At 58.4% G+C, this 19,731-nt stretch carries 13 protein-coding genes and 1 rRNA gene; 3 read left to right on the top strand and 11 right to left on the bottom strand.

The features are described 5' to 3' along the window. Positions 1 to 75: ribosomal RNA gene (gene rrf, locus ACQRAX_RS25195) — 5S ribosomal RNA — on the top strand; the annotation flags it as partial. Positions 76 to 157: 82 nt separating this feature from the next. Here the strand turns inward: rrf and ACQRAX_RS25190 are convergent. The 9 genes from ACQRAX_RS25190 to ACQRAX_RS25150 all read right to left on the bottom strand — a co-directional run bounded on the left by ACQRAX_RS25190 (position 158) and on the right by ACQRAX_RS25150 (position 12,683). Beyond that, positions 158 to 1,336, bottom strand: coding sequence for a PepSY-associated TM helix domain-containing protein (locus ACQRAX_RS25190; RefSeq protein ID WP_412041590.1), 1,179 nt, complete (start codon positions 1,334 to 1,336; stop codon positions 158 to 160). Positions 1,337 to 1,421: 85 nt separating this feature from the next. After that, positions 1,422 to 3,938 (bottom strand): TonB-dependent siderophore receptor, encoded by a 2,517-nt coding sequence (locus ACQRAX_RS25185; protein ID WP_412041591.1) that lies wholly within the window; start codon positions 3,936 to 3,938, stop codon positions 1,422 to 1,424. 92 nt (positions 3,939 to 4,030) lie between these two features. Further along, the gene (locus ACQRAX_RS25180; protein ID WP_412041592.1) at positions 4,031 to 4,999 is read right to left on the bottom strand and encodes a FecR domain-containing protein; all 969 of its coding nucleotides are present in this window, start codon (positions 4,997 to 4,999) and stop codon (positions 4,031 to 4,033) included. A 6-nt stretch (positions 5,000 to 5,005) separates the two neighbouring features. Beyond that, a complete protein-coding gene (locus ACQRAX_RS25175; RefSeq protein WP_412041593.1) occupies positions 5,006 to 5,509 on the bottom strand; it encodes a sigma-70 family RNA polymerase sigma factor in 504 nt (167 codons plus the stop codon). A gap of 124 nt (positions 5,510 to 5,633) precedes the next feature. After that, positions 5,634 to 6,101, bottom strand: a complete 468-nt coding sequence (locus ACQRAX_RS25170) for an SRPBCC family protein (protein ID WP_412041594.1) — start codon at positions 6,099 to 6,101, stop codon at positions 5,634 to 5,636. 29 nt (positions 6,102 to 6,130) lie between these two features. Beyond that, entirely contained in the window at positions 6,131 to 9,589 is a 3,459-nt protein-coding gene (locus tag ACQRAX_RS25165) for an amino acid adenylation domain-containing protein (protein ID WP_412041595.1), read from the bottom strand. After that, the gene (locus ACQRAX_RS25160) at positions 9,586 to 10,533 is read right to left on the bottom strand and encodes a diiron oxygenase (RefSeq protein WP_412041596.1); all 948 of its coding nucleotides are present in this window, start codon (positions 10,531 to 10,533) and stop codon (positions 9,586 to 9,588) included. Before ACQRAX_RS25160 ends, ACQRAX_RS25165 begins: the two co-directional genes overlap by 4 nt. Continuing rightward, positions 10,530 to 11,306, bottom strand: coding sequence for a DUF3050 domain-containing protein (locus ACQRAX_RS25155; RefSeq protein ID WP_412041597.1), 777 nt, complete (start codon positions 11,304 to 11,306; stop codon positions 10,530 to 10,532). The genes ACQRAX_RS25160 and ACQRAX_RS25155 overlap by 4 nt, the downstream gene beginning before the upstream one ends. 684 nt (positions 11,307 to 11,990) lie before the next feature. Further along, positions 11,991 to 12,683 carry a GntR family transcriptional regulator gene (locus ACQRAX_RS25150; protein ID WP_412041598.1) on the bottom strand — a complete coding sequence of 231 codons (693 nt, stop codon included), beginning with the start codon at positions 12,681 to 12,683 and terminating at the stop codon, positions 11,991 to 11,993. 333 nt (positions 12,684 to 13,016) lie between these two features. On the opposite strand from ACQRAX_RS25150, the gene lapG reads away from it, so the two are divergent. Both lapG and lapD read left to right on the top strand, forming a co-directional pair. Next, positions 13,017 to 13,679 (top strand): cysteine protease LapG, encoded by a 663-nt coding sequence (gene lapG / locus ACQRAX_RS25145; RefSeq protein WP_412041602.1) that lies wholly within the window; start codon positions 13,017 to 13,019, stop codon positions 13,677 to 13,679. 10 nt (positions 13,680 to 13,689) lie between these two features. Continuing rightward, on the top strand, positions 13,690 to 15,636 hold the full coding sequence (gene lapD, locus ACQRAX_RS25140; protein WP_412041599.1) for a cyclic di-GMP receptor LapD: 1,947 nt from the start codon (positions 13,690 to 13,692) through the stop codon (positions 15,634 to 15,636). Positions 15,637 to 15,673: 37 nt separating this feature from the next. Here the strand turns inward: lapD and ACQRAX_RS25135 are convergent, their stop codons facing one another. Further along, complete coding sequence (locus tag ACQRAX_RS25135) at positions 15,674 to 16,015, bottom strand: tryptophan synthase subunit beta (RefSeq protein WP_412041600.1); 342 nt, start codon at positions 16,013 to 16,015, stop codon at positions 15,674 to 15,676. A 158-nt stretch (positions 16,016 to 16,173) separates the two neighbouring features. Continuing rightward, positions 16,174 to 19,731, bottom strand: a 3,558-nt coding sequence (locus ACQRAX_RS25130; protein WP_427867765.1) for an immunoglobulin-like domain-containing protein, incomplete at its 5' end; no start/stop codon positions are given.

Raw genomic sequence — 19,731 nt, 5'->3', positions numbered from 1 at the left:
GAACTCAGCAGTGAAACGATGCATCGCCGATGGTAGTGTGGGGTTTCCCCATGTGAGAGTAGGTCATCGTCAAGATTCAATTCCAGAACCCCTGTCTGCGCTGCAGACAGGGGTTTTGTCTTTCCAGGGGCTGCGGTTTGTGGAAACTGGCAAAGCACTAAGCCAGCTTGCGTGCCTTACCACTTCGCCGCGCCTGCAACTTGCGCCACCAGATGTACACCCCGGTCAACGAAAGCACCGCAATCATTATCCCCAGTACTGCAATCAACACCTGACCTGCCACCCCGATAATGCGACCGCCATGTATCGGTAGCTGCAGGCGATAGAAGCGTTCCCCTAGCGTACCCTGTCCGGCAATCTCCTTACCCAGTAGATGCCCGTCGGAACCGTGGAAGAATAACCACGATTTACCCTGGGCATCAGTATCATGCTGACCGAATCCTGCACCGTAGAAGTTGTACTCGAAGCTGTAGTACAGCTCTCCGATCGGCGCCGTCAGTCCCAGGCGCTGGCCCTCCTGCTGAGCCAGCAGATAAGCCTGTTGATAGCTGAGCAGTGTCTGCCCCAGTTGCTCCTTTGGCAGGGTGCCACGGGCCTCATAGACGCTTGGTGCTACCGGCGAGAACAACGATACCGTTGGCTTGAACACCTGAGCGGGCAGGTTCATGGCCACGCTACTGATTGCCACCGGCGTCAGCAGTAACCACAGCCACAAGCCACCCGCCCTGTGGATATCCATGTTCAGCCGATAGGCATGCCCACCTTTGATCTTCCAGGCTGTCGACCACTTGCGCCAGAACGGTCGGCCACGAGGTAAGGTCAGCAGCACCGCAATCAAACAATCGACGACCCAGAGAATCGCTACCACTCCCATCAACAGGATCCCCCAGTTGCCAGGCAGCGTCAGGCTGTAATGCAGCTCGAGCATGAACGGCATGAAGTTCTCGCGTGAGAAGCAGCAGTCGCCCCAGTAACGCTGACCAAGGGTCTGGCCACTGACTGGGTCGAGGTAGAACACCGTGTTCTTCTCCTCATAAGGCTTGCCACTGCTGGGATCGTTGCGCGGCACGGCCGCCAACAATGCCGAATGTCCTGATTCATTGGGATACTCCATGTACCAGATCTGCAGGCGCGGATGTTCGGCCTGCAACTTATCCACAAGCGCACCAGGCTGCTGACGAGCACCTACGCCAGGGGCTTCATAGAAAGAGGGGTTGAGCCATTCATCCAGTTCGTGATGAAAGGCAAGTACGCTGCCGGTAAGGCCGGCCATGGCCAGGAACAGGGCCGTAATCAGGCCCACGTAGCGATGCAGCAAAACGTAGAAATGACGCATGATCGAAAGTCCGAATTAAACTCGCCAGAGGCGACAAAGCCAGCGCCTGGAATCAGGTGCTGGCTTTGTGGTTCATGTCATGAGGTCAGAACTGGTAGCTAACCGTGGCACTGACATTGCGCTCTTCGCCCATGTAGCAGTAGTTCAGGCTGGCACAGGAAGCGATGTAGCTTTCGTTGGTCAGGTTGTTGGCATTGAGCCGTACATCCGCACCGTTGAGGCCGACCTTGCCCAGGTCATAGCCGACGGAAGCATCGAACAGGGTGTAGGAAGGCACCTTCATAGTGTTTTCCGCATCGACCCAGCTGTAGCCTACATAACGTACACCGCCGCCCAGGCGCAGGCCGTCGAGCGCTCCCTGACGGAAGTTGTAGTCAGCCCACAGTGAAGCCATGTTGCGTGGCGCCTGGGTTGGCGAGTTGCCCTTGTTGTCGAGGTCGCTGCCGAACAGGGTGCTGGGCATGGATTTGGAGTATTCGATGTCGGTGAAGGTGTAGCTGCCAAGTACTTTCAGGTTGTTGGTGAGCTGCACATGCGCTTCTAACTCCACGCCCTGCGAGCGCACCTGACCTACAGGCCGATAGAACTCTTCCTGCGGTAATTTCGACGCCAGGTTTTCCTGCTCGATGCGAAACACGGAGGCGGTGAACAAGTCGTCGGTGCCCGGCGGCTGGTATTTGATACCGGCTTCCCACTGGGTGCCCTCGGTCGGCGCCAATGGATTACCGTTCTGATCGGCATAGGAGTTGGGGTTGAACGATTCCGAGTAGCTGATGTACGGCGCAATGCCGTTTTCGAACAGATAGAGCACACCGGCACGCCCAGTCAGCTTGGTGCGGTCGTCACTGATCTTAGTGCCCAGCGGTCGATTGGCCTCGGCAATGCGGTTTTCATCCGAGGTTTTTACCCAGTCCTGACGCAGGCCCAGTGAGAAACGCCATTGATCCAGTTCGATCAGGTCCTGCAGGTATACGCCGGTCTGCTGCAAGCGACGTAGGTAGCTGGTGGGATCGAAGTAGGTGATTTCTGAGTTACCGTACTGCGGGTCGAAGGCATTGATCGGCGCCAGGGCACCGCTGCGCCAGTCGACCACGGTCTTGCGCCGTTGGTAGTCCAGACCCAGCAGGGTAGTGTGCTTGGCACTGCCAGTGAAGTATTCCGCCTGCAGCATATTGTCGACGATGTATGCATGCAGCTTTTCATCACCGCCGGTGTAGTAGCGGTTCAGATCGTTGCTGGTCGGTGTAGTCCAGCCCCAGGCATAGACTTGATCCATCTTTACGGTCGAGTCCAGGTAGCGGAAGTTCTGTCGAGCGGTGAAAACATCATTGAAGCGGTGCTCGAACTGGTAACCGAACGACTGCTGGTCTCGCTCATAGCGGTCGATGTCCGGCTCGCCTTCGAAGAAGTGATCGGAAATGCGCTGGCCATTGCGTTGGTGCAGCGCACCATTGGCCGGTACACCACCATGGTAGCCGCCATCCGGGTCATGTTGCAGATAGGCTTGCAGGGTCAACGAGGTGTCTTCGCTGAAGTTGATGCTCAACGTTGGTGCCAGGGCGAAGCGCTTTTCTTCGTTGTGGTCGAACTGGGTGTCGGACTGGTCAGCCAGACCAATAAGGCGGTAGGCAACGCGCTTATCTTCATCCAGCGGCCCGCTGAAGTCGAAACCCATGCCGCGTTGGCCTTGGGTACCGACAGTCGCCTGAAGCTGGTGATAGGCCTCATACAAGGGCTTCTTGCTGGTCAGGGCGACCAGACCACCCGGCGAACTACGGCCATAAAGAACTGACGATGGCCCTTTGAGGATATCTACCCGCTCGAGGAAGTACGGGTCGACCTGCATGGTGCTGTAGGTGCCGCTGTCGCCCATGGACTTGAGGCCGTCCAGGTAGATGTTATCCACAGAGCCATCGTTGAAGCCACGCATTGCAACATAGTCATAGCGATGCGTCGCGCCGTAGGGGTTGGTCAACACACCTGGGGTGTAGCGCATGGTCTGGGCCACGGTCTGCGAGCCTTGGTCATCCATTTGCTGGCGGGTGACCACCGAAACCGACTGGGAGGTTTCCAAGATCGCTGCGCTGGTTTTGGTGGCGACCTGGCTGTGGGTGGCGTTGTAACCTTCCATGCTGCCCAGTGCGTTACCCAAGGCGAACTCGCGCACTTCGGTGCTCGGCAGAGAGAGGGCGGTATCCTGGGCTTGCACGTGCAGCACATAGCTGCTGCCATCCTGGCTGCTGGCCTCGAGCCCGGAACCATTGAGCAACTGACGCAACCCCTGGTCGGCGCTGTAGTTGCCCTGCAGGCCAGGTGATTGCAGGCCTTCGGTCAACTGAGGGGTGCTCGACAGGGTGATACCGGCCTGACGGGCGAACCGGTTGAGGACTTCGTTGAGCGAACCCGCCGGGATGCTGTACTGCTGGCTGACGCTGCTGGCCTGCTCGGCCAGCGCCAAGGTTGGCAGGGCAGTAACGCCCAGCGCAGTGCCGAGCACAGCGGCACGGATGGCTTGGCGTAAACTTTTACGCAAAGCAGAATCTAAGACGGGTTGAATATCATTCTTGTGGTTGGCCCGTAGCAAGGGCGAAGCATTGCGCATGAAAACTTCCGTTGAGTCGATAAGGGCTGTAGGAGTCGCTTACTTTCCTAGCCGGACTCGTGAGAAAAACCCGCCAAAAAAATTATATGGAATCAGGCCAGGCGTTCCAGGCGAACCCAAAAGCGGGTGCGGTAGCTGATCTTGACTGGCAAGGTCTGCGGCAAAAGTTGCAGCAGCTTGTCAGTGTCCTCGAGGCGGAACACGCCAGACAGGCGCAGATTGGCGACCTCGTCGGCGCAGCTCAGATAGCCATGGCGATAACGACTTACCTCGGCGACGAAGTCAGCCAGACGCATGTCACGTGTGACAATCAAGCCTTCGGTCCAGGCCGCAGCGTCCATGTCCTGCTGTGGGAGCAAGCTGAAACCCTGGGCATCAACCCGCAGTGTCTGCCCAGCGCTGATCCACTGAAGTACACCGGGGGTATGAAGGGCGACACTACCCTGGATGACGCTGATCCGCGTGCAGTCTGCATCTTGGCGCACCACAAAACGCCCGTCGAATCCTTCCAGCAGGGCGTGGCGGGTGTGCACCAGCAAGGGGCGAGCAGGCGCATAGGCGGTGTCATTGGCGCAGCTCAACAGCATCTCACCGCGCTTGAGACGAATCAGGCGTTGCTTGCTGTCAAAAGCCAGGTCGGCAGCACTATCGGTATTCAGGTGCAGCACCGACCCGTCGGGCAGAGAGAAGCGACGATGTTCACCGGTAGTGCTGACAAAGTCTGAGGTCCAATTGTTGAGTGCCTGCAGGTCCTTGCCCAACCATGTGGCTGAGCCGATCACCAGTACCCCGCTGAGCAGCTTCAGGGCTTGGCGTCGTTGCAGACGCTGGCTGCTGTTCTCCAAAGTCTGCAAGGCTATGCCAGCACCGGGGACAGCGCGCAGGTTGAGGTCCTGATGCAGGGATTGCACCCGTTGCCAAGCCAGTTCATGTTCCTGCTTGGCGCCACGCCAGTGCTCGCACTGTTGCAGTAACTGCGGGCTATTGCCGCTTTCGCGCAGCTTGAGCATCCAATGGATAGCTTGCTTGACCGCCCGTGGGCCAGGATTGAGGGCACTCATACCGGGCTACTCCTGTGACGCGTAGCGCAGCAGGTAGCAGTGGTACAGCGCATCAGCCACATAACGTTCAACCGAACGTAGCGAGATGCCCATCTGTTCGGCGATCTCCTTATGTGTCAGCCCTTCGCATTGGGCCAGCAGAAAGGCGCGTCGCACTTTGGGCTTGAGACCATCGAGCATCTGTGCGATGCGTTCGAGCAACTCCAGCAACAGTTCACGGGTTTCCAGAGAAGGCATCTCAGCCTCTGGCAAATGTGCCAGCGCTTCAAGATAGGCCCGGTGCAGTTCTTCACGGCGCCAGTGATCAATCACCAGACCCCTGGCGATGGTGCGCAAGAACGCCCGCGGTGTATTCAGCTCCAGCTGTTCGCGGCGCTGTAGCAGGCGTACAAAGGTGTCCTGGGCGAGGTCAGCGGCATCAGCGGCATTGCCCAGTTTGCTACGCAGCCAAGTATTCAGCCAGCTGTGGTGATGACTGTAAAGCGAATGCATGGACTCGTGAGAAGGCATGTAGGCGCGCTGCTGGAGGGGGGGGCACAAATGATAATTAGTCGCATTGTTGGCATGCAACGCGCCGCCGGTCAAGCCCGCTCCAACAGGCATTGCAGGAGCGGGCACGGTGCCGATGGCCGATTTACTCGAGCAGGTTGTGCACGTTGTTCATTGCATCATCGGCAAATCCCTGGAGAAATGCCTGAAATCCAGGTAGCGCCGCGTCACCGCCGGTGTACGGTTCAGCCCGGATGGTCCAGGTAGCGCGAGCCTGGTGTTGGTCCAGCGCCTCGACCTGCATGGCTGCCCACAGGTTACCGATGTTCAAGCTGGTGTAGATCAGGCTCCAGGTCATGTACATAGCCTGCTCATCGCGAGCGTTGAGTTGTTCGATGACCACATTGCCGTCCTTGAACAACTTTTTGCGCACTGAGCGAACGCCGCTCCCGGTCATTTCGATGTGGGAAAGCGCCGGAATGAACAGCGGAAAACCGGCAAAGTTACCGACGATACTCCAGACACTGGCCGCGTCTGCGGCAATCTTGACGCTGGCAACCACTTGGCAGCCGTCGGGGTTATTAATCAAGGTGTCGGGTTGAAGTGTTTGCATGCTGTGGATCTCCTGCGTGGGTTAAGGATTCAGAGAAATTCAATTTCGTGGAGGTACTGGCGACCGCGCTGCAGCAGCTCCGGGGTCTTGGCCGGATAGCTCGCGCCCATGCGCTCGACGCCAGCACGAGCGTTGTCGTGCTGAATGTTGGAGATATCGCCGATGTCTTCTTCAAAGCCGTCCAGGTAGAACCCCAGCACGTCGAACAAGGCGTTATCGCGATCGACTCGCTGCAATTGGCGCTGCCAATGCTCGACACTGACCAGTTCGAACGGCCAGGCGTTGTCGCGAAATGCCGAGACATAGCGGCGCCAGCTCAGCGGCTCAGGGTTGTGCAGGTTGAACACCGACTGTGTGACCTGATAGCGACTGCTGTGGAAGGCAATGAAGCGGGCGAGGAAGTCCACCGGCATGAGGTCGAAGTTCAGCTCCAGGGCCGGAACCTGGCCTAGCTGCAGCGAGCCTTTGAGCATCAGCATCAGGCGATTGCGCTGCGGTTGGCAGACGCCGGTATGGCTGTTGAAACTGATATTGCCCGGGCGATAGATATTGACCCACACGCCTTCGTCGCGGGCGCGCTGCAGGATGCGCTCGCCGACCCACTTGCTCAGGTTGTAGCCGTTGCGCAGGTAGACGGGTGGGGTTTGCACTGGCCCCTGCTCAAGTACCAAGCCGTCACTGTCGATGGCACTGCAGGCGGACAAGGTTGAAATGAAATTGAAGATTTTCTTGCGCCGGCCCTCACACAAGCGCAGGCATTCGAACAGCGGTTCGACGTTGTCAGCGGCCAAGGCCTGGTAGTCCAGCACGTGATTGACCTGCGCAGCATTGTGCAGCAATGCGCCGTAGTGGCTGTCGAGGTAGTCGTAGTCGGTATCGCTCAGGCCCAGTTGCGGCAGGCGCAGGTCGGCGTCGAAGACCTTCACCCGCTCCAGGTCCATGGCATCTAGCTGGTTTTCCTCCAGCGCCTGATAAAAGCGTTCGCGGGCCGACTGTTGGGCATTGCGCCGAACCAGGCATGCCACTTCGCTGGCGCCCCATGCCAGCAAGGCTTCGACCAGGTGAACACCGAGAAAACTGTTGGCGCCGGTGACGATTACTTTGTGCACATCGCCCAGTTGCGCCAAGGGCTGAATCGTCAGCCCCAGCTCACGCCAGCAATCACGCTCAGCCTGCGGATCGACTTCGCCTGCAGGGTTGGCCTCGCCGCCAACCAATTGCGCCAGACGACACAGGGTTGGCATTTCGATGAAGCGGTTGATGGGGATACCGCGGCCGAATTGTTCACGGACACTCAACAGCAGCCGAGACAACAAGATGGAGTGTCCACCCAGATTGAAGAAGCTGTCATCGGTGGAAATGTCTTGTTCCGGCAGCTCCAGAAGCGTGCTCCATATACTCAGCAGCCGTCTCTCGATCACATTGACCGGAACGCGGCGCCGGTTGCTCTGCGCCAGCTCCAGCGGCAGTTGCAGCAGCGATTGACGGTCGATCTTGCCGTTTGCGGTGTAGGGCATGTGCGCCATGCATCGATAGAAAACCGGGCGCATGTAGTCGGGCAGATTTTGCGCGGCATGCTCACGCAAGCCTTGCTCAGCGTTCTCACTGGTGGGGTGTGCGGCAAAGACGAGGATTCGACGCTGTTCATCTATGACCACGGCCAACTGGCGGAACCATCCACTGGCGCGCAAGCAATGTTCGATTTCTTCCGGTTCGACGCGAAAGCCGCGGATCTTCACCTGATTGTCCAGGCGACCACACAACTCGATGCCATCAGCGGTCCATTTGCCAATGTCACCCGTGCGGTATAGGCGCCGATGGCTGCCGTCAGCCAAGGTCATTTGTACAAAGCGCTCATCACTGAGCTGGGGATTGTTCAGGTACCCCAGGCCTACGCCGGGACCGTCGATGTACAGTTCGCCGGGTTGTTGCTCAGCGACTGGCTGCAAGTCTTGATCGAGGATCAATACCTGTGTGTTGGCGATCGGATGCCCCAGGTTGCGCGGGTTGTCGCCCCCCAGGAAGACCCGGGTGGTTGCCAGCACGCTGGTTTCCGTGGGGCCATAGATGTTGTGCAATTGACACTGTTCAGCCAGTTGAGCGATCACCGCTGGCTCGCACACGTCGCCGCCGGTGATCAAGTGAGTCAGGCTCAAACCCTGCTCAAGCGGCAGAATGCTCAACAGTGCAGGTGGCAGGAAGGCGTGGCTGACCCGCTGTTGGCGAATCAGCGTGAGCAGTTGTTGTGGATCGCGGCGTTGGTCCTCGTTGGGTACCACCAACTCGGCGCCACAGATCCAGGTTGGTAGGATATCCAGCAGTGAGGCGTCAAAGCCGATGGTCGAGAACTGCAGAACCCGACAATGCTGTGACAGCTGCACGTGTGCGCTGTACCACGCCTGAAAATGGCTAAGGTTGCGCTGGCTTAACAGAACGCCTTTGGGTTGGCCGGTGGTGCCCGAGGTGTAGATAGCCACACATGGGGACTCCATGCCTGGGCGTCGCAACATCAATGCCGGCAGCGGGACGTGCTCCACGGCAGGCACTTGGCGCACGTCCAGCGTCGTCAGGTTTGGATCGTCATATTCGAACTGCCCGTCGTGCAGCAGTACACAGGCTCGGGCATCAGCGAGAATCTGGCGCAGCCGTTGTGCTGGCTGGCTCGGGTCCAGCGGTAGATAAACCGCGTCACAGCCCAGCACCGCTAGCAGACTGGCATAGAGCGCGGGTGATTTACCGATGCAGACACCGACTACAACGGGTCGCATGGGGTTTACGGTCGCAGATAACAGTGCTAGCAACTGTTGCTGGATGGCAACGGCTTGAGCGTGTAACTGGTGAAAGTCCATACGCTGGCCGTTCAGGTTCAACGCAGGATTGTGCGCGTAACGGCGCAGGCTCTGGTCCAGGCGTTCGATCAACGGCATGTCGGCTTGACGCAGCAGCTCGGGGTAATGCGTTTGGTTGAAGCGATGAACAAACGCCAGTTGTTCAAGCCAGCCAAGGTTTTGCTCATGGTCATGCTGGCCCGGATTGATCGCCGAAAGCTCGAGCAAATAATCCGCATTACGTGCGAAACGACCGACCTGTAGAGCAAGCATCTCCTGCAGGGCGTCGATTGTTTGCCGACGCAATTGCTGGCCATTGCCCGACAGGACTGGCGCCACTTGTTGGCGCCCGATCAGCTGTTGCGCAGTGCAGCTGCCAGCCCAACACAACAGCTCTATTGCGGGCAGGTCATTGTTTGGCTGTTGGTAGACACCCAGACGCAGGCTCAGAAGCGTGCAATCCTGCAACACATTCCATTGCGCTGCGTCGAGGGTGATACTGCCATCGTCGATCACCAGGTGCGGCTTGTTAAGCGAGTGCAGCGCCAAGGCTTGGGCAGAGCTCACCTGAATGACCGCGTGGCCATGCTCCTCAATCGCCTGACTCAGCAGTGTCAGCGCCGGCGTTGCGCCGATCATCAGGATGTCGAGACGTCTCATAGCGCGCTCCTTGCCTGGGGCAGGTAGTGCGCCAGTGCATGCTGTACGCAAGGCGAGTCGAGCATCGAACTGCTTCGAAAAAAGCGCAGGATGTTGCTCAGCAGTGGATGCTGGCTATGGATCGGATAGGCCATGTCCATGACCTCCTCGCGTAGTGCCTGGTGCACGTGGGGGGCGACTGGCAGTTGCGCGATCAGTTCGAAGTCGAAGGCTTTCTGGATATCGTTGGTCAGGTACTGATCGAGGAATACCGGGAGAATCGCAGCGAGACATTGGCGGTCGTCCTGCGAAGCGCTTTGCCAGTAAATACGTGTCAGCCGCGCCCAGAATGCTGAATGACGCCCTTCATCAAGCAGATGATCAGCCATCAGACCTTTCACTGACGGTTTGACCGTGTCGTCACGGGCGAAGGCGGCGACATCGTCGGTCAGGGTATTTTCGGCAATGCCGACACAAATCAGCTCCAGTGCGTCGCGCAAGTGCTCTGGTGCCAACGCCAGGGCTGCTGGAATCGCGCGGCTGAGCTCGATCTCCGCTGGCAGGCTGATCGGTTCAATACCGCTCAGCGCGATGGTTTGCTGCATGAAATCCATCGCCACCAAGGCGTGGTAGTCCTCGTCAACCACCACGGTCATGGCGTCGTAGCGGCAGGCGAACGGGAAGCGAATGGCGAAGCGATTCTTGGCGATTCTGCGCGCGGTGCGGTCGACGATCTCGGTCTCGAAAATCACCACGTCATTAATGAACTTGTACAGGCTTTGCACCAAGGCAAAGTCGCGCAACTGCGGACACTCACGCTCGAACGTCTGCGCCAGCACCAGCGGCTGGCGGCTCAGTGGATAGATCAGACGCTGGTCATCTTCGACCAAGCGCCGCGGACGGGTACGGATGGTGGCCCGGTTCTCCCAGGTTTCGGCAAACGATTGGTAGTCGGTGGCGTTCATGCGCTGACCTCGACTTGGCCGCTGCGCATCGACACGCGCAGCCGATCCCACAGGGCGATACGGCTCTGCACCGCAGCAATCGCGGCTTCATAGACTTGCTGCTCACGTTGTGGGTCCTGGTTAACCAGGCGCGCGAGCAATTCTTCGGCGGCCGGGCCGTGGTCTTCGGAATCAACTTCGATGTGACGTTGCAGGTAGTAGCGGAAGGTGGGCGCCTGTTCACCGGTGATGCCCCAGTCATCAAGAATGCGCTGGAACATCCTCGGAATGACACTTTCGCGCCCATGCAGGAACGCAGCAGCGACGCTGTGTGCCTGGGCATTGAGGGCGATGTCCAGGGTGTCGCAGACAAACTGGCTGGCGGCTTCACTGGCCTTGGCTTGTTGCAAGGCGCTGGCGTAACCGATGCCTTGGCGCTGTAGGTGGACGAAGTGCTCAATGGTGCGGGTGCTGGCGCCGACTTCGCGCATAGCATCCAGATAGAGTTCGAAGTGGCTGTAGTGGCCGTGATCGAGGCGATCATCCGACTCTTCGCCCAGCACAATTTCATTGATCAGACGCGCGGCTTGCGGGTCTTCTGGTGGCAGCCAGGGCAGGTGAACGCAGGTTAGCTCCTGTTGCAGGCGCTTGGTCAGTGACATGAAATCCCAGACGGCAAATACATGGGTTTCCATAAAGCGCTGAAGTACCGGTAGTGAATCGATTTCAGCAAATATAGGGTGGCGGGCAAGTTTCTCTTTGTGCTCCGCGAGTGTTGTTTTGTAGGTGCTCATCATGTTCCCTCATCAGCGATTAATAGTGCTCGAATTCGATAGCCGGCAAAGAACGTTATCTTTTCGGGGCGAGCAAATGCCTCGATTGCAAAGTCGATAAAGCGCTTTGGTTAATGCACCAGAACCCGTGGGTTGCGGAGTCTATAGGGGCTGCGCGAGCGGTGAATGGCTCATGGGTGGCTGGCGTTTAAAAGTTAGAACAACTTCCAGGGGGCTGGCAATACTTGTTTTAATTATATTTACGGGTTAATTATTTTTGAAATAAGTTGCTCCGATAAAACATCTTTTGAATGTTTCATTGGCGTGTGAGTACTCCTTCCGACAATAAACAGTCAGAATAAACATACGATGAGTGAATGCCTCACTCGGAGTACTACTGAGGGACGGAAGTATCAGGGCATTATCTCTGTGGGCAACTGATCGATTTCGGTCCTTACCCGGCGCTGAGCTCCTTCTGCAGGTTCTGGATAGGCAGCTGACCTGGCCCGTCCGAGGACGATCAGCGGTCGCTGCGCGAACTAGAGTGTGCCGAAAATGCACACGCTGCCATGGCTGTGTTCAGAAGGCGGAGGGTATTAAGGGCGCGCGCGCCGTCACTGCGGAGCAGCGCGCGCAAAACGGCAGGAGGCTGTTATAGATTGATACAAATGATCGGCTGGATTGCTACGCCACTGGGGCGCGGAATTATTCTGCCGCTCGAGTGATCAGGTAAGCCTTAATGGCTGTTGCTGCGGTGTTCAGATGGCGTTCGAGAATGCTGATGGCGTCTTCGACGGATTTGTCGTTGGCGGCATCAACCAGGCCGTTGTGATCGTCTTGAGTCAGTTTACCCAGGCCCATCGAGGACAAGTGAAAGCGCAGGAAGCGCTCCTCTTCGTTGAGCTCGATTTCAATCAGGCGCAACAGCTTCTTGTTCGAGGCCTTATGGTACAGGCTCATGTGGAACAGACGGTTCAGACGACCGATTTCAGCATGCCGGGTTTCTTTTTCCAATTGCTTGATATAGCCGCGGGCGAGGGCAATGTCATCGGCATCGAGCAGTGGGATCGACTGGCGCAACGCTTCTGATTCCAGAATCACCCGCAGCGCATAGGTGTCCACCGCATCTTCACCAATCAAAGGCGCTACCACGGCGCCCTTGTGTGCCACCACTTGCAGCAATGATTGCGCTTCAAGCTGACGCAGCGCTTCACGCACCGGCATGCGGCTGACCCCAAACAGCGTCGCCAACTCTTGTTGTCGCAGCGCCCGGCCAGGTGCAAGGCGACCATCGAGGATAGCGCTGCGCAACCGCTCTTCAATCACACTACGAGCCAGGTGCGGCGGTACTTGTTCGCTGCCCAGTATTTCGCTCAAAGATCTGGATTTTTCGGCCACGCTTTACTCTGTCCTTAATGTCGAAATGTTCTGATGATTGGATCCAATCACCCTAGCCAGTGGCTGAGTGCTTGTCAAACCGCACCGCTGCAGGTGCTGATTGTGCAGGCTAGCTGCGGGCGTGACGGTAGTTGCTATCGTGAATGAAGTTTTTCTTCAAGGGAAGCTGAGCCGACGTACTGGCCATGAGCACTTCCCGGAAGCGTGGGAGCTAATCAAGCAGTGATTGCACGGTGCCATTGTTTTTTCCTGGGCAAGGCCGCACCATCAGTGTTTTTCTCTAGGGCTGGGCAGGTTTCTGCATTGGCGATACGTTGGGCTGTTCACTTGACCATGCGCCGGCTGGGCCTTGCCGTGGTGCTCGGCTGCCTGTTGCTGGGCAGCCTGCACGCCGATTGGGATTTTTCCCAGATTAGCCGCCGCGCCCACTCCCTGTATGGGCCTTTGGGAGCAGGGCAAGGCCGTATCGATGCCTGGCAGAACTTGCTGACGACGCAAAAGCAGGGCAGCGAAACCGAGCAGCTCAAACGGGTCAACCAGTTCTTCAATCACCAATTGCGCTATGTCGAGGATATCGACCTGTGGCGCGAGGTCGATTACTGGGCAACGCCGATACAGGCGCTGATCAAAGGGCAGGGTGACTGCGAAGACTATGCTATCGCCAAGTACTTCAGCCTCAGGCGCATGGGCGTGCCGGCGGAAAAACTGCGCATCACCTACGTTAAGGCGCTACGCCAGAACCGAGCGCACATGGTCCTGACCTACTATTCGAGCCCCAATGCCATGCCACTGGTGCTCGATAGCCTGATGGACGCGATCAAGCCCGCCAGCGAGCGTACCGACCTGCTGCCGGTTTACTCCTTCAACGGTGAAGGCCTATGGCTGACCGGCGCTGCGGGGAACAAGAAGGTCGGCGACACCAAACGCTTGTCGCGCTGGCAGGATCTACTGAAAAAGATGCAGGCCGAAGGTTTCCCGGCCGAACCGGTTTACTAAAGGAGCACAGATGTCACTGTTCAAACAATTGCTGCTCGCCATCTGCCTGTTCCTGGTGGTCGCCTTCAGCGGCAGCTTCATGGTCAGTCTGGAGAGTTCACGTAGCCAATATGTAAACCAGCTGCGCTCGCACGCCCAGGATGCGGCTACCGCCTTGGCACTGTCGCTGACGCCGAACATCGATGACCCGGCGATGGTTGAGCTGATGGTCAGTTCGATTTTCGACAGTGGTTATTACTCCAGCATCAAAGTCATCGACCTTGGTTCCAACGCCGTGTTGGTGGAGCGTCATGCCGAAGCTGACGCCAACGGTGTGCCAGGCTGGTTCATTGGCCTGATCGGCCTTGAGCCCGCCGGTGGCGATGCCATCGTCAGCCGAGGCTGGCAGCAGGCCGCACGGGTCGAGGTGGTCAGCCATCCGATGTTCGCCCTGGCCAAGCTCTGGCAGAGCGCCTTGGGCAGCCTGGGCTGGCTGCTACTGTGTGGGGCCTTGAGCGCGGTGCTCGGCGCGTTGTTGCTGCGTCGGCAGCTCAAGCCGCTGGACTACATGGTGGCGCAGTCTCACGCCATTGCCCGCCGCGAGTTTCTCAGCCTGCCTGACCTGCCGAGCACCCCAGAGCTGCGCCGGGTGGTCCAGGCCATGAACCAGATGGTCGAGAAGCTCAAGGCGCTGTTCAAGGAGCAGGCTGAGCGCAGTGAAAAGCTGCGGGTTGAGTCCTATCAGGACAGCCTCACAGGCCTGGCCAATCGGCGTTATTTCGAAATGCAGCTCAACGCCCAGGTCAGCAATATCGAAGAAGCCCGGCCGGGTTACTTATTGCTGCTGCGGGTCAAAGACCTGGCCGGGCTCAACCAGCGTCTCGGCGGTCAACGTACCGACCAATTGCTCCAGGCCGTCGGCCAGCAACTGCAGCGCACCTGCGCCAACTATCCGGAGACCAATAACCTGATTACCCGCAGCCGTGGCGGTGAATTCGCCGTGCTGGCGCCAGGCCTGGTGCATGAGGAAGCGGTGCAGTTGGCCCAAGCCCTGGAAGTGACCTTGCAGAGCTTGGCCGACACCGGCGCCACCGATGTCACGCCGGTGGCCTGCATCGGCATGGCCCCGTACAGCCCTGGCGATGCCCCTCAGGCCTTGCTGAAACTGGCGGATGAAGCCCTGGCGCGGGCCGAGAGCCAGGTTGAACCGGGCTGGGTCTGCCTTGAGCAAGGAACCGCACCGCAGGCTGGCGATACTCACCATGCCTGGCATCATTTGCTGGATGAGGCGCTGCAGCAAGGTCGCTTCCAGCTGTTTTTCCAACCGGTAGTGGCCAGCGATGCACCCGAGAAAATACTGCACTACAAGGTAATCTCGCGGGTGTTGGACAGTCAGGGGCAGGCGATTGCTGCTGGCCGCTTCTTGCCTTGGCTGGAGCGGTTTGGCTGGTCAGCGCGGCTCGATGTGCTGATGCTTGAACAGGTGCTCAAGCACCTGCAGACCCATACCGAGGTGTTGGCCCTGAACCTGTCGGCAGCGACCCTGGCCGACCCGGCTGCGCTGCAACGGGTTTATGAGCTACTTGGCCAGAACCCGGCGCTGGGGCCGCGCCTGACCCTGGAAATTGGTGAAGAGCAGTTGCCTGACCAGGCCGTGCTGGAACAACTGACCCGGCGCTTGCGTACGCTGGGTTTCAGCTTGAGTCTGCAACGTTTTGGTGGGCGTTTCAGCATGATCGGCAACCTAGCTCATTTAGGTCTGGCCTACCTGAAGATCGACGGCAGTTATATCCGCGCGATCGATCAAGAACGGCACAAGCGCTTGTTCATCGAAGCCATCCAGCGTGCTGCGCACAGCATCGACCTGCCGTTGATTGCCGAGCGAGTGGAAACCGAAGGCGAGCTCAAGGTGCTGCGAGAAATGGGCATCCAGGGCGTGCAGGGCAGGTTGGTCGGCGAACCTGCCCCCTGGCGCTAAGGTAGGCTGAGCGGGCCTGAGAGCGGCCCGCTGCGGTTCAAATCAGACCGCTGTCGTCACTTTCATCGATCAAGTTGTTCAAACCGCCCAGGGCTTCACGCGCACTGGAGCGGTTGAGCAACTTGGCCTGGGCACCGGCCGGCAGGTCGGTGATGCTGATCACCCCTTTACTGGTCAGCACTTCGATCAAGTCTTCGAGTACCCGGATCATGTCCAGGTCGCTCTGCTTGAGCTGCTTGAGGCTGTTCTCGACAACGTCGTCGGCGAACCACTCCTGAACCTCGGCATGATCGGCTGGCAGTTCCTCTGTGTAGCCGTCGAAGGCGGCGGCCTCTACCCGCAGCAACTGGCCCTGTGCATCGCGTTGCACGTAGAACATGGGGTATCCCTCGTCAAGTTGAGTCCATCACCGCAATCAGCAGCATAGGCCAAGCGCGCCGGGCTGTGGGTCTGGCGAGCGAGTATGCAATGTGAACAGGTTACAGGCCAAGCCTTTGACCGCGACTGCCGTTGTCGGGCTGCCGCGGTCCAGGGCTATCAGCTGTTGGAGTGGTCGATCTTGATGGTCGGGTCGGCACCGGATACCAGCGAGTTGATCGTGGTATTGGCCCAATTGACGCCTTCGAGCTTGATCGTCACATCGGCATTGGCCAAGCCGCCGGTAGCGTTGAGCTTGCCTTCGGAGCTGACCTGCAGCGTCGACTCACCGTTGACCGTGGTGATCTTCAGGTAGTTGTCGATGGTGCTGGCCTTCTCGCCCTGAAGCAGGTCGCTCAGGTCCAGACGGTCACCTTCGGCAGGCTTGAAGTCCTTGATCACATCCTTGCCAGTGTCGCCGGTTTTCCACACGAAAGTGTCGGCACCTTTACCACCGGTGAGGATGTCATTGCCCGCACCGCCGAGCAGGGTGTCGGTACCGTCGCCGCCGAGCAGGATGTCATTACCCTTGCCACCATCGATATAGTCGTTGCCACCCTGGCCGAAGATGATGTCATTACCGGCATCGCCCAGCAGGGTGTCGGCGCCATCATTGGCGCGCGATACATCGAACTCGCTGACGTGTTCGGTGATGTACTGGTGCAGCACTCGGCCATCGACATCGCCCAGCTGTACACCCAGCTTGCCCGCGACATAGGCCTGCATGGCCTCGACGCCATTGCCGGCAATCGAGTCAAAGCTGACCAGGTCACCGAACAGGATGTCGTTGCCATTGCCGCCACTGACCGCATCGTTGCCCGGCTTGGTGGCCTCGGTGTGGCCAAGAATGGCTTCGGCCAGCTTGCTCGGGTCGATGTTGGCTTGCGGCTTACCGTCGGTGTCGTATGGCTTCAGGTCATTGGCATTGACGCCGTTGTTCAGACCAATCGCTTCGACGCTCGAGAGTTTCGACAGCAACAGGAACGATTCTTTGGAGTTACTGGCGGCATTCCAGCCCTGGCTTTCATACGACAACTCATAGGTGCCGTCGCCTTGGGCGTGTAGTTCGCCCGAAGCATCGCGGTCGACTCGCCACTCGTTGCCCCAGCGATATTCAGCGGTGAGGTAACCATCCTTATTGATGCTGATCCGATTGCTGCTACCCACCATTTCTCTGCTGATAACATCGCCAAGCTTGTAATTGAGCCTGCTCAGCTCGGCATCCATGGTGTAGCTGGAGTACTTGAACGTCGGGTCGGGCTGTTCGCCAATCTGATAGACGTTTGGCTGACCGTCGGTGATGAAGAACGTCTGGTTGTCACCAGTGCTTCCAGCATTCTCGAGATTCTGGAACCAGTTGGCGGTGGTTTTGAACGCATCTTCGTAGTTGGTACCGCCGCCAGCTCTGAGCTTGTCCAGTGCCCCTAGCAACGACTTCAACGCACCCTCGTCGGCCAGATTGATCGAGACGGTAGTGTTGACTTGATTGGAGAAGTCCACCAGTAGAATGTTTACCGTGCCGGACTGTGCGCCATTGACGCTGTTGGCCAGGGTCTTGAACACCGACTCCAGAGATTTCTTCGCAGCGTCTACACCGCGGTCACCCATACTGCCCGAAGTATCGACAATGAACGCCAGGTTGTAATCCTGCCCAGGCGTCACATGCAGGCCGTTGACGTCGGCAACGTTGATATCGTTTCCGCTACCAAGTTCCTTCGTGTCGTTTTCGGCGGTCAGGTTGCTGGTGTTGTAGGTGTCCGGGTAAACGGTGACCTTGATTGTGCCTTGGTTGAAGGCAGTGTCATTGTTGGCTTTTTCGGTCGCAGTCGAGGTGACGGTGACGTCGAACTGGCCATGGTAGTAAGCCGGCGGCTTAATGCTCAGGCCGTTGAGGTTCCAGCCGGTGACATCGATTTCACCTTTGCCGACCGTCACGGTGTGACCGGCGCCATCGCTGAGGATCGAGCCTTCCGGGATGCCGCCCAGTTTGACGGTGAGTTTTTCCGAACCATCGGTGTCGGTCAGATTGGTCGAGATACCCACCAGCTTGACCGTGCCATTCTCCGCCCCTTCATTGAGCTTGTAGCCCTGGTAGTAACCTTCGCCGTTACTGCCGTGCAAGTCGCCGACAGTAACGCCAGCGTTGTTCAGATCGCTCACGCTCGGGTACATCGGGATGTTGCTGTTGCTCAGGTCGACCGGCGTGCTGCCATTGACCGACAGGTTGACGTCATAGCTGCCCGGACCGCTCTGGTTGGCGTGGTAGATGTCCAGGGTGTAGTAACCGCTGCTGGTCGGCGTGAACGAACCGCTGAAACCGCCACCAGCGCCCCAAGTGGCCGATGCCACATTCTTGCCACCGATGGTGATCAGCAGGCTGTCGTCACCTGTACCACTGAAGCTGTAGGTCTTACCGGCTTCCAGGTAGATCAGGCCGGAGGTCTTCGAGCCCGAGCCGCCGGTCACACTGCCGTTGGACTGGGCATTGGTGACCATTGAGGTGCTGTTGGGGTTACCGGCGTTATCGAAGACATTCTTCAAAGCATCACCGGTAATGCCGTTACCGTTGGTACCCAGGCCGTTAAGGCTGTTCCAGGTTTCCTTGACCAGGCCTACCGAATTCACATTGTTGCTGCCAATGTTCAGGTCTGGTTTGTCGGCAACCGGGGTGATATCGATCTTCACGGTCGACTCATTGCCCAGGCCCTGGCCGTCAGTTGGCTTGAACTGGAGCTGTGCGTAGTCGGCTTCTTTGTTGCCCACGCCGTTGCCGCCGTTGGCATTGATACCCGACTCGTTGTGGTCCGGCACGAACTTCAGTTTTCCGGCATCGATGTCGGCTTTGCTGAAGACCTTGCCTGCATCGTTTGCGGTCAGGGTTTTCCAGGCGTTGCCATCCTTGTATTGCAACACGCCATCAGCGGGCAGTTTGGTGATGGTCAGGCCCAGGTTGGCAGCCGGGGTGTCAGCATCGGTGATACCGAAGTTGGCCCAGGTCAGTACCAGATCACTGTCTTCGGTCCCGGTCGCGGCGCCGCCGGCGGCAATTGGAGCTTCGTTGCTCTGGATGTTGGTAGTGACTTCGCTGCCGACGCCTGCCAAGTGTTCGAAGTTACCACCAGTGGCCGAATCGATCTTCACGGTGAAGCTTTCGGAGCCTTCGGCGACACCGTCGCGGTGGATCGGCACACTGAAATTGGCAGAGCTGCTGCCCGCCGGGATCGTCACGTAGGTCACACCGGTGAAGTCTTTACCATCGGTGGCTGTGCCGGTGTAGCTCAACTTGATGGTGACGTCAGTTTCCGCCTTGTTAGTCAGCGTCACGGTGTAGTTGGCAAGTTCGCCTTCAGCAACCGAAGTTGAGCCGCTGATGCTGATGTTGGTGGTGTCAATGGTGTCTTTGACTTCAGCGGTCGCGGACGCGCCGTCCACGCTGGTGGCTTCGTAGTTGCCGCCTTTCACTTCGGTCACAGTCGCGGTGACTTTAGAGCCGTCGAGGTAAGCATCTTCGCCGTTGGTATTCGGAACCGATAGGGTGCCCTTACCTTTGGCATCGACCGTCACGGTGTGGTTCTGGCCACCGACGTTGACGGTCAGGGTGGTCGTACCCTGTGGCGGGTTGCTCAGCTGGAAGTGGAAGGTGACGTTAGCGTCGCCTTCTTTCGCCGGGTCAGCAGT

This window comes from Pseudomonas sp. UM16, assembly GCF_050312595.1.
Lineage (GTDB): Bacteria > Pseudomonadota > Gammaproteobacteria > Pseudomonadales > Pseudomonadaceae > Aquipseudomonas.
The sequence above is the reverse complement of the archived record's forward strand: the minus strand, read 5'-3'. Positions and strand labels throughout refer to the sequence as shown.

Coding starts and splice junctions, on each gene's coding strand:
- ACQRAX_RS25190 (WP_412041590.1), bottom strand. CDS start 1,336: ATGCGTCATTTCTACGTTTTGCTGCATCGCTACGTGGGCCTGATTACG.
- ACQRAX_RS25185 (WP_412041591.1), bottom strand. CDS start 3,938: ATGCGCAATGCTTCGCCCTTGCTACGGGCCAACCACAAGAATGATATT.
- ACQRAX_RS25180 (WP_412041592.1), bottom strand. CDS start 4,999: ATGAGTGCCCTCAATCCTGGCCCACGGGCGGTCAAGCAAGCTATCCAT.
- ACQRAX_RS25175 (WP_412041593.1), bottom strand. CDS start 5,509: ATGCCTTCTCACGAGTCCATGCATTCGCTTTACAGTCATCACCACAGC.
- ACQRAX_RS25170 (WP_412041594.1), bottom strand. CDS start 6,101: ATGCAAACACTTCAACCCGACACCTTGATTAATAACCCCGACGGCTGC.
- ACQRAX_RS25165 (WP_412041595.1), bottom strand. CDS start 9,589: ATGAGACGTCTCGACATCCTGATGATCGGCGCAACGCCGGCGCTGACA.
- ACQRAX_RS25160 (WP_412041596.1), bottom strand. CDS start 10,533: ATGAACGCCACCGACTACCAATCGTTTGCCGAAACCTGGGAGAACCGG.
- ACQRAX_RS25155 (WP_412041597.1), bottom strand. CDS start 11,306: ATGAGCACCTACAAAACAACACTCGCGGAGCACAAAGAGAAACTTGCC.
- lapG (WP_412041602.1), top strand. CDS start 13,017: ATGCGCCGGCTGGGCCTTGCCGTGGTGCTCGGCTGCCTGTTGCTGGGC.
- lapD (WP_412041599.1), top strand. CDS start 13,690: ATGTCACTGTTCAAACAATTGCTGCTCGCCATCTGCCTGTTCCTGGTG.
- ACQRAX_RS25135 (WP_412041600.1), bottom strand. CDS start 16,015: ATGTTCTACGTGCAACGCGATGCACAGGGCCAGTTGCTGCGGGTAGAG.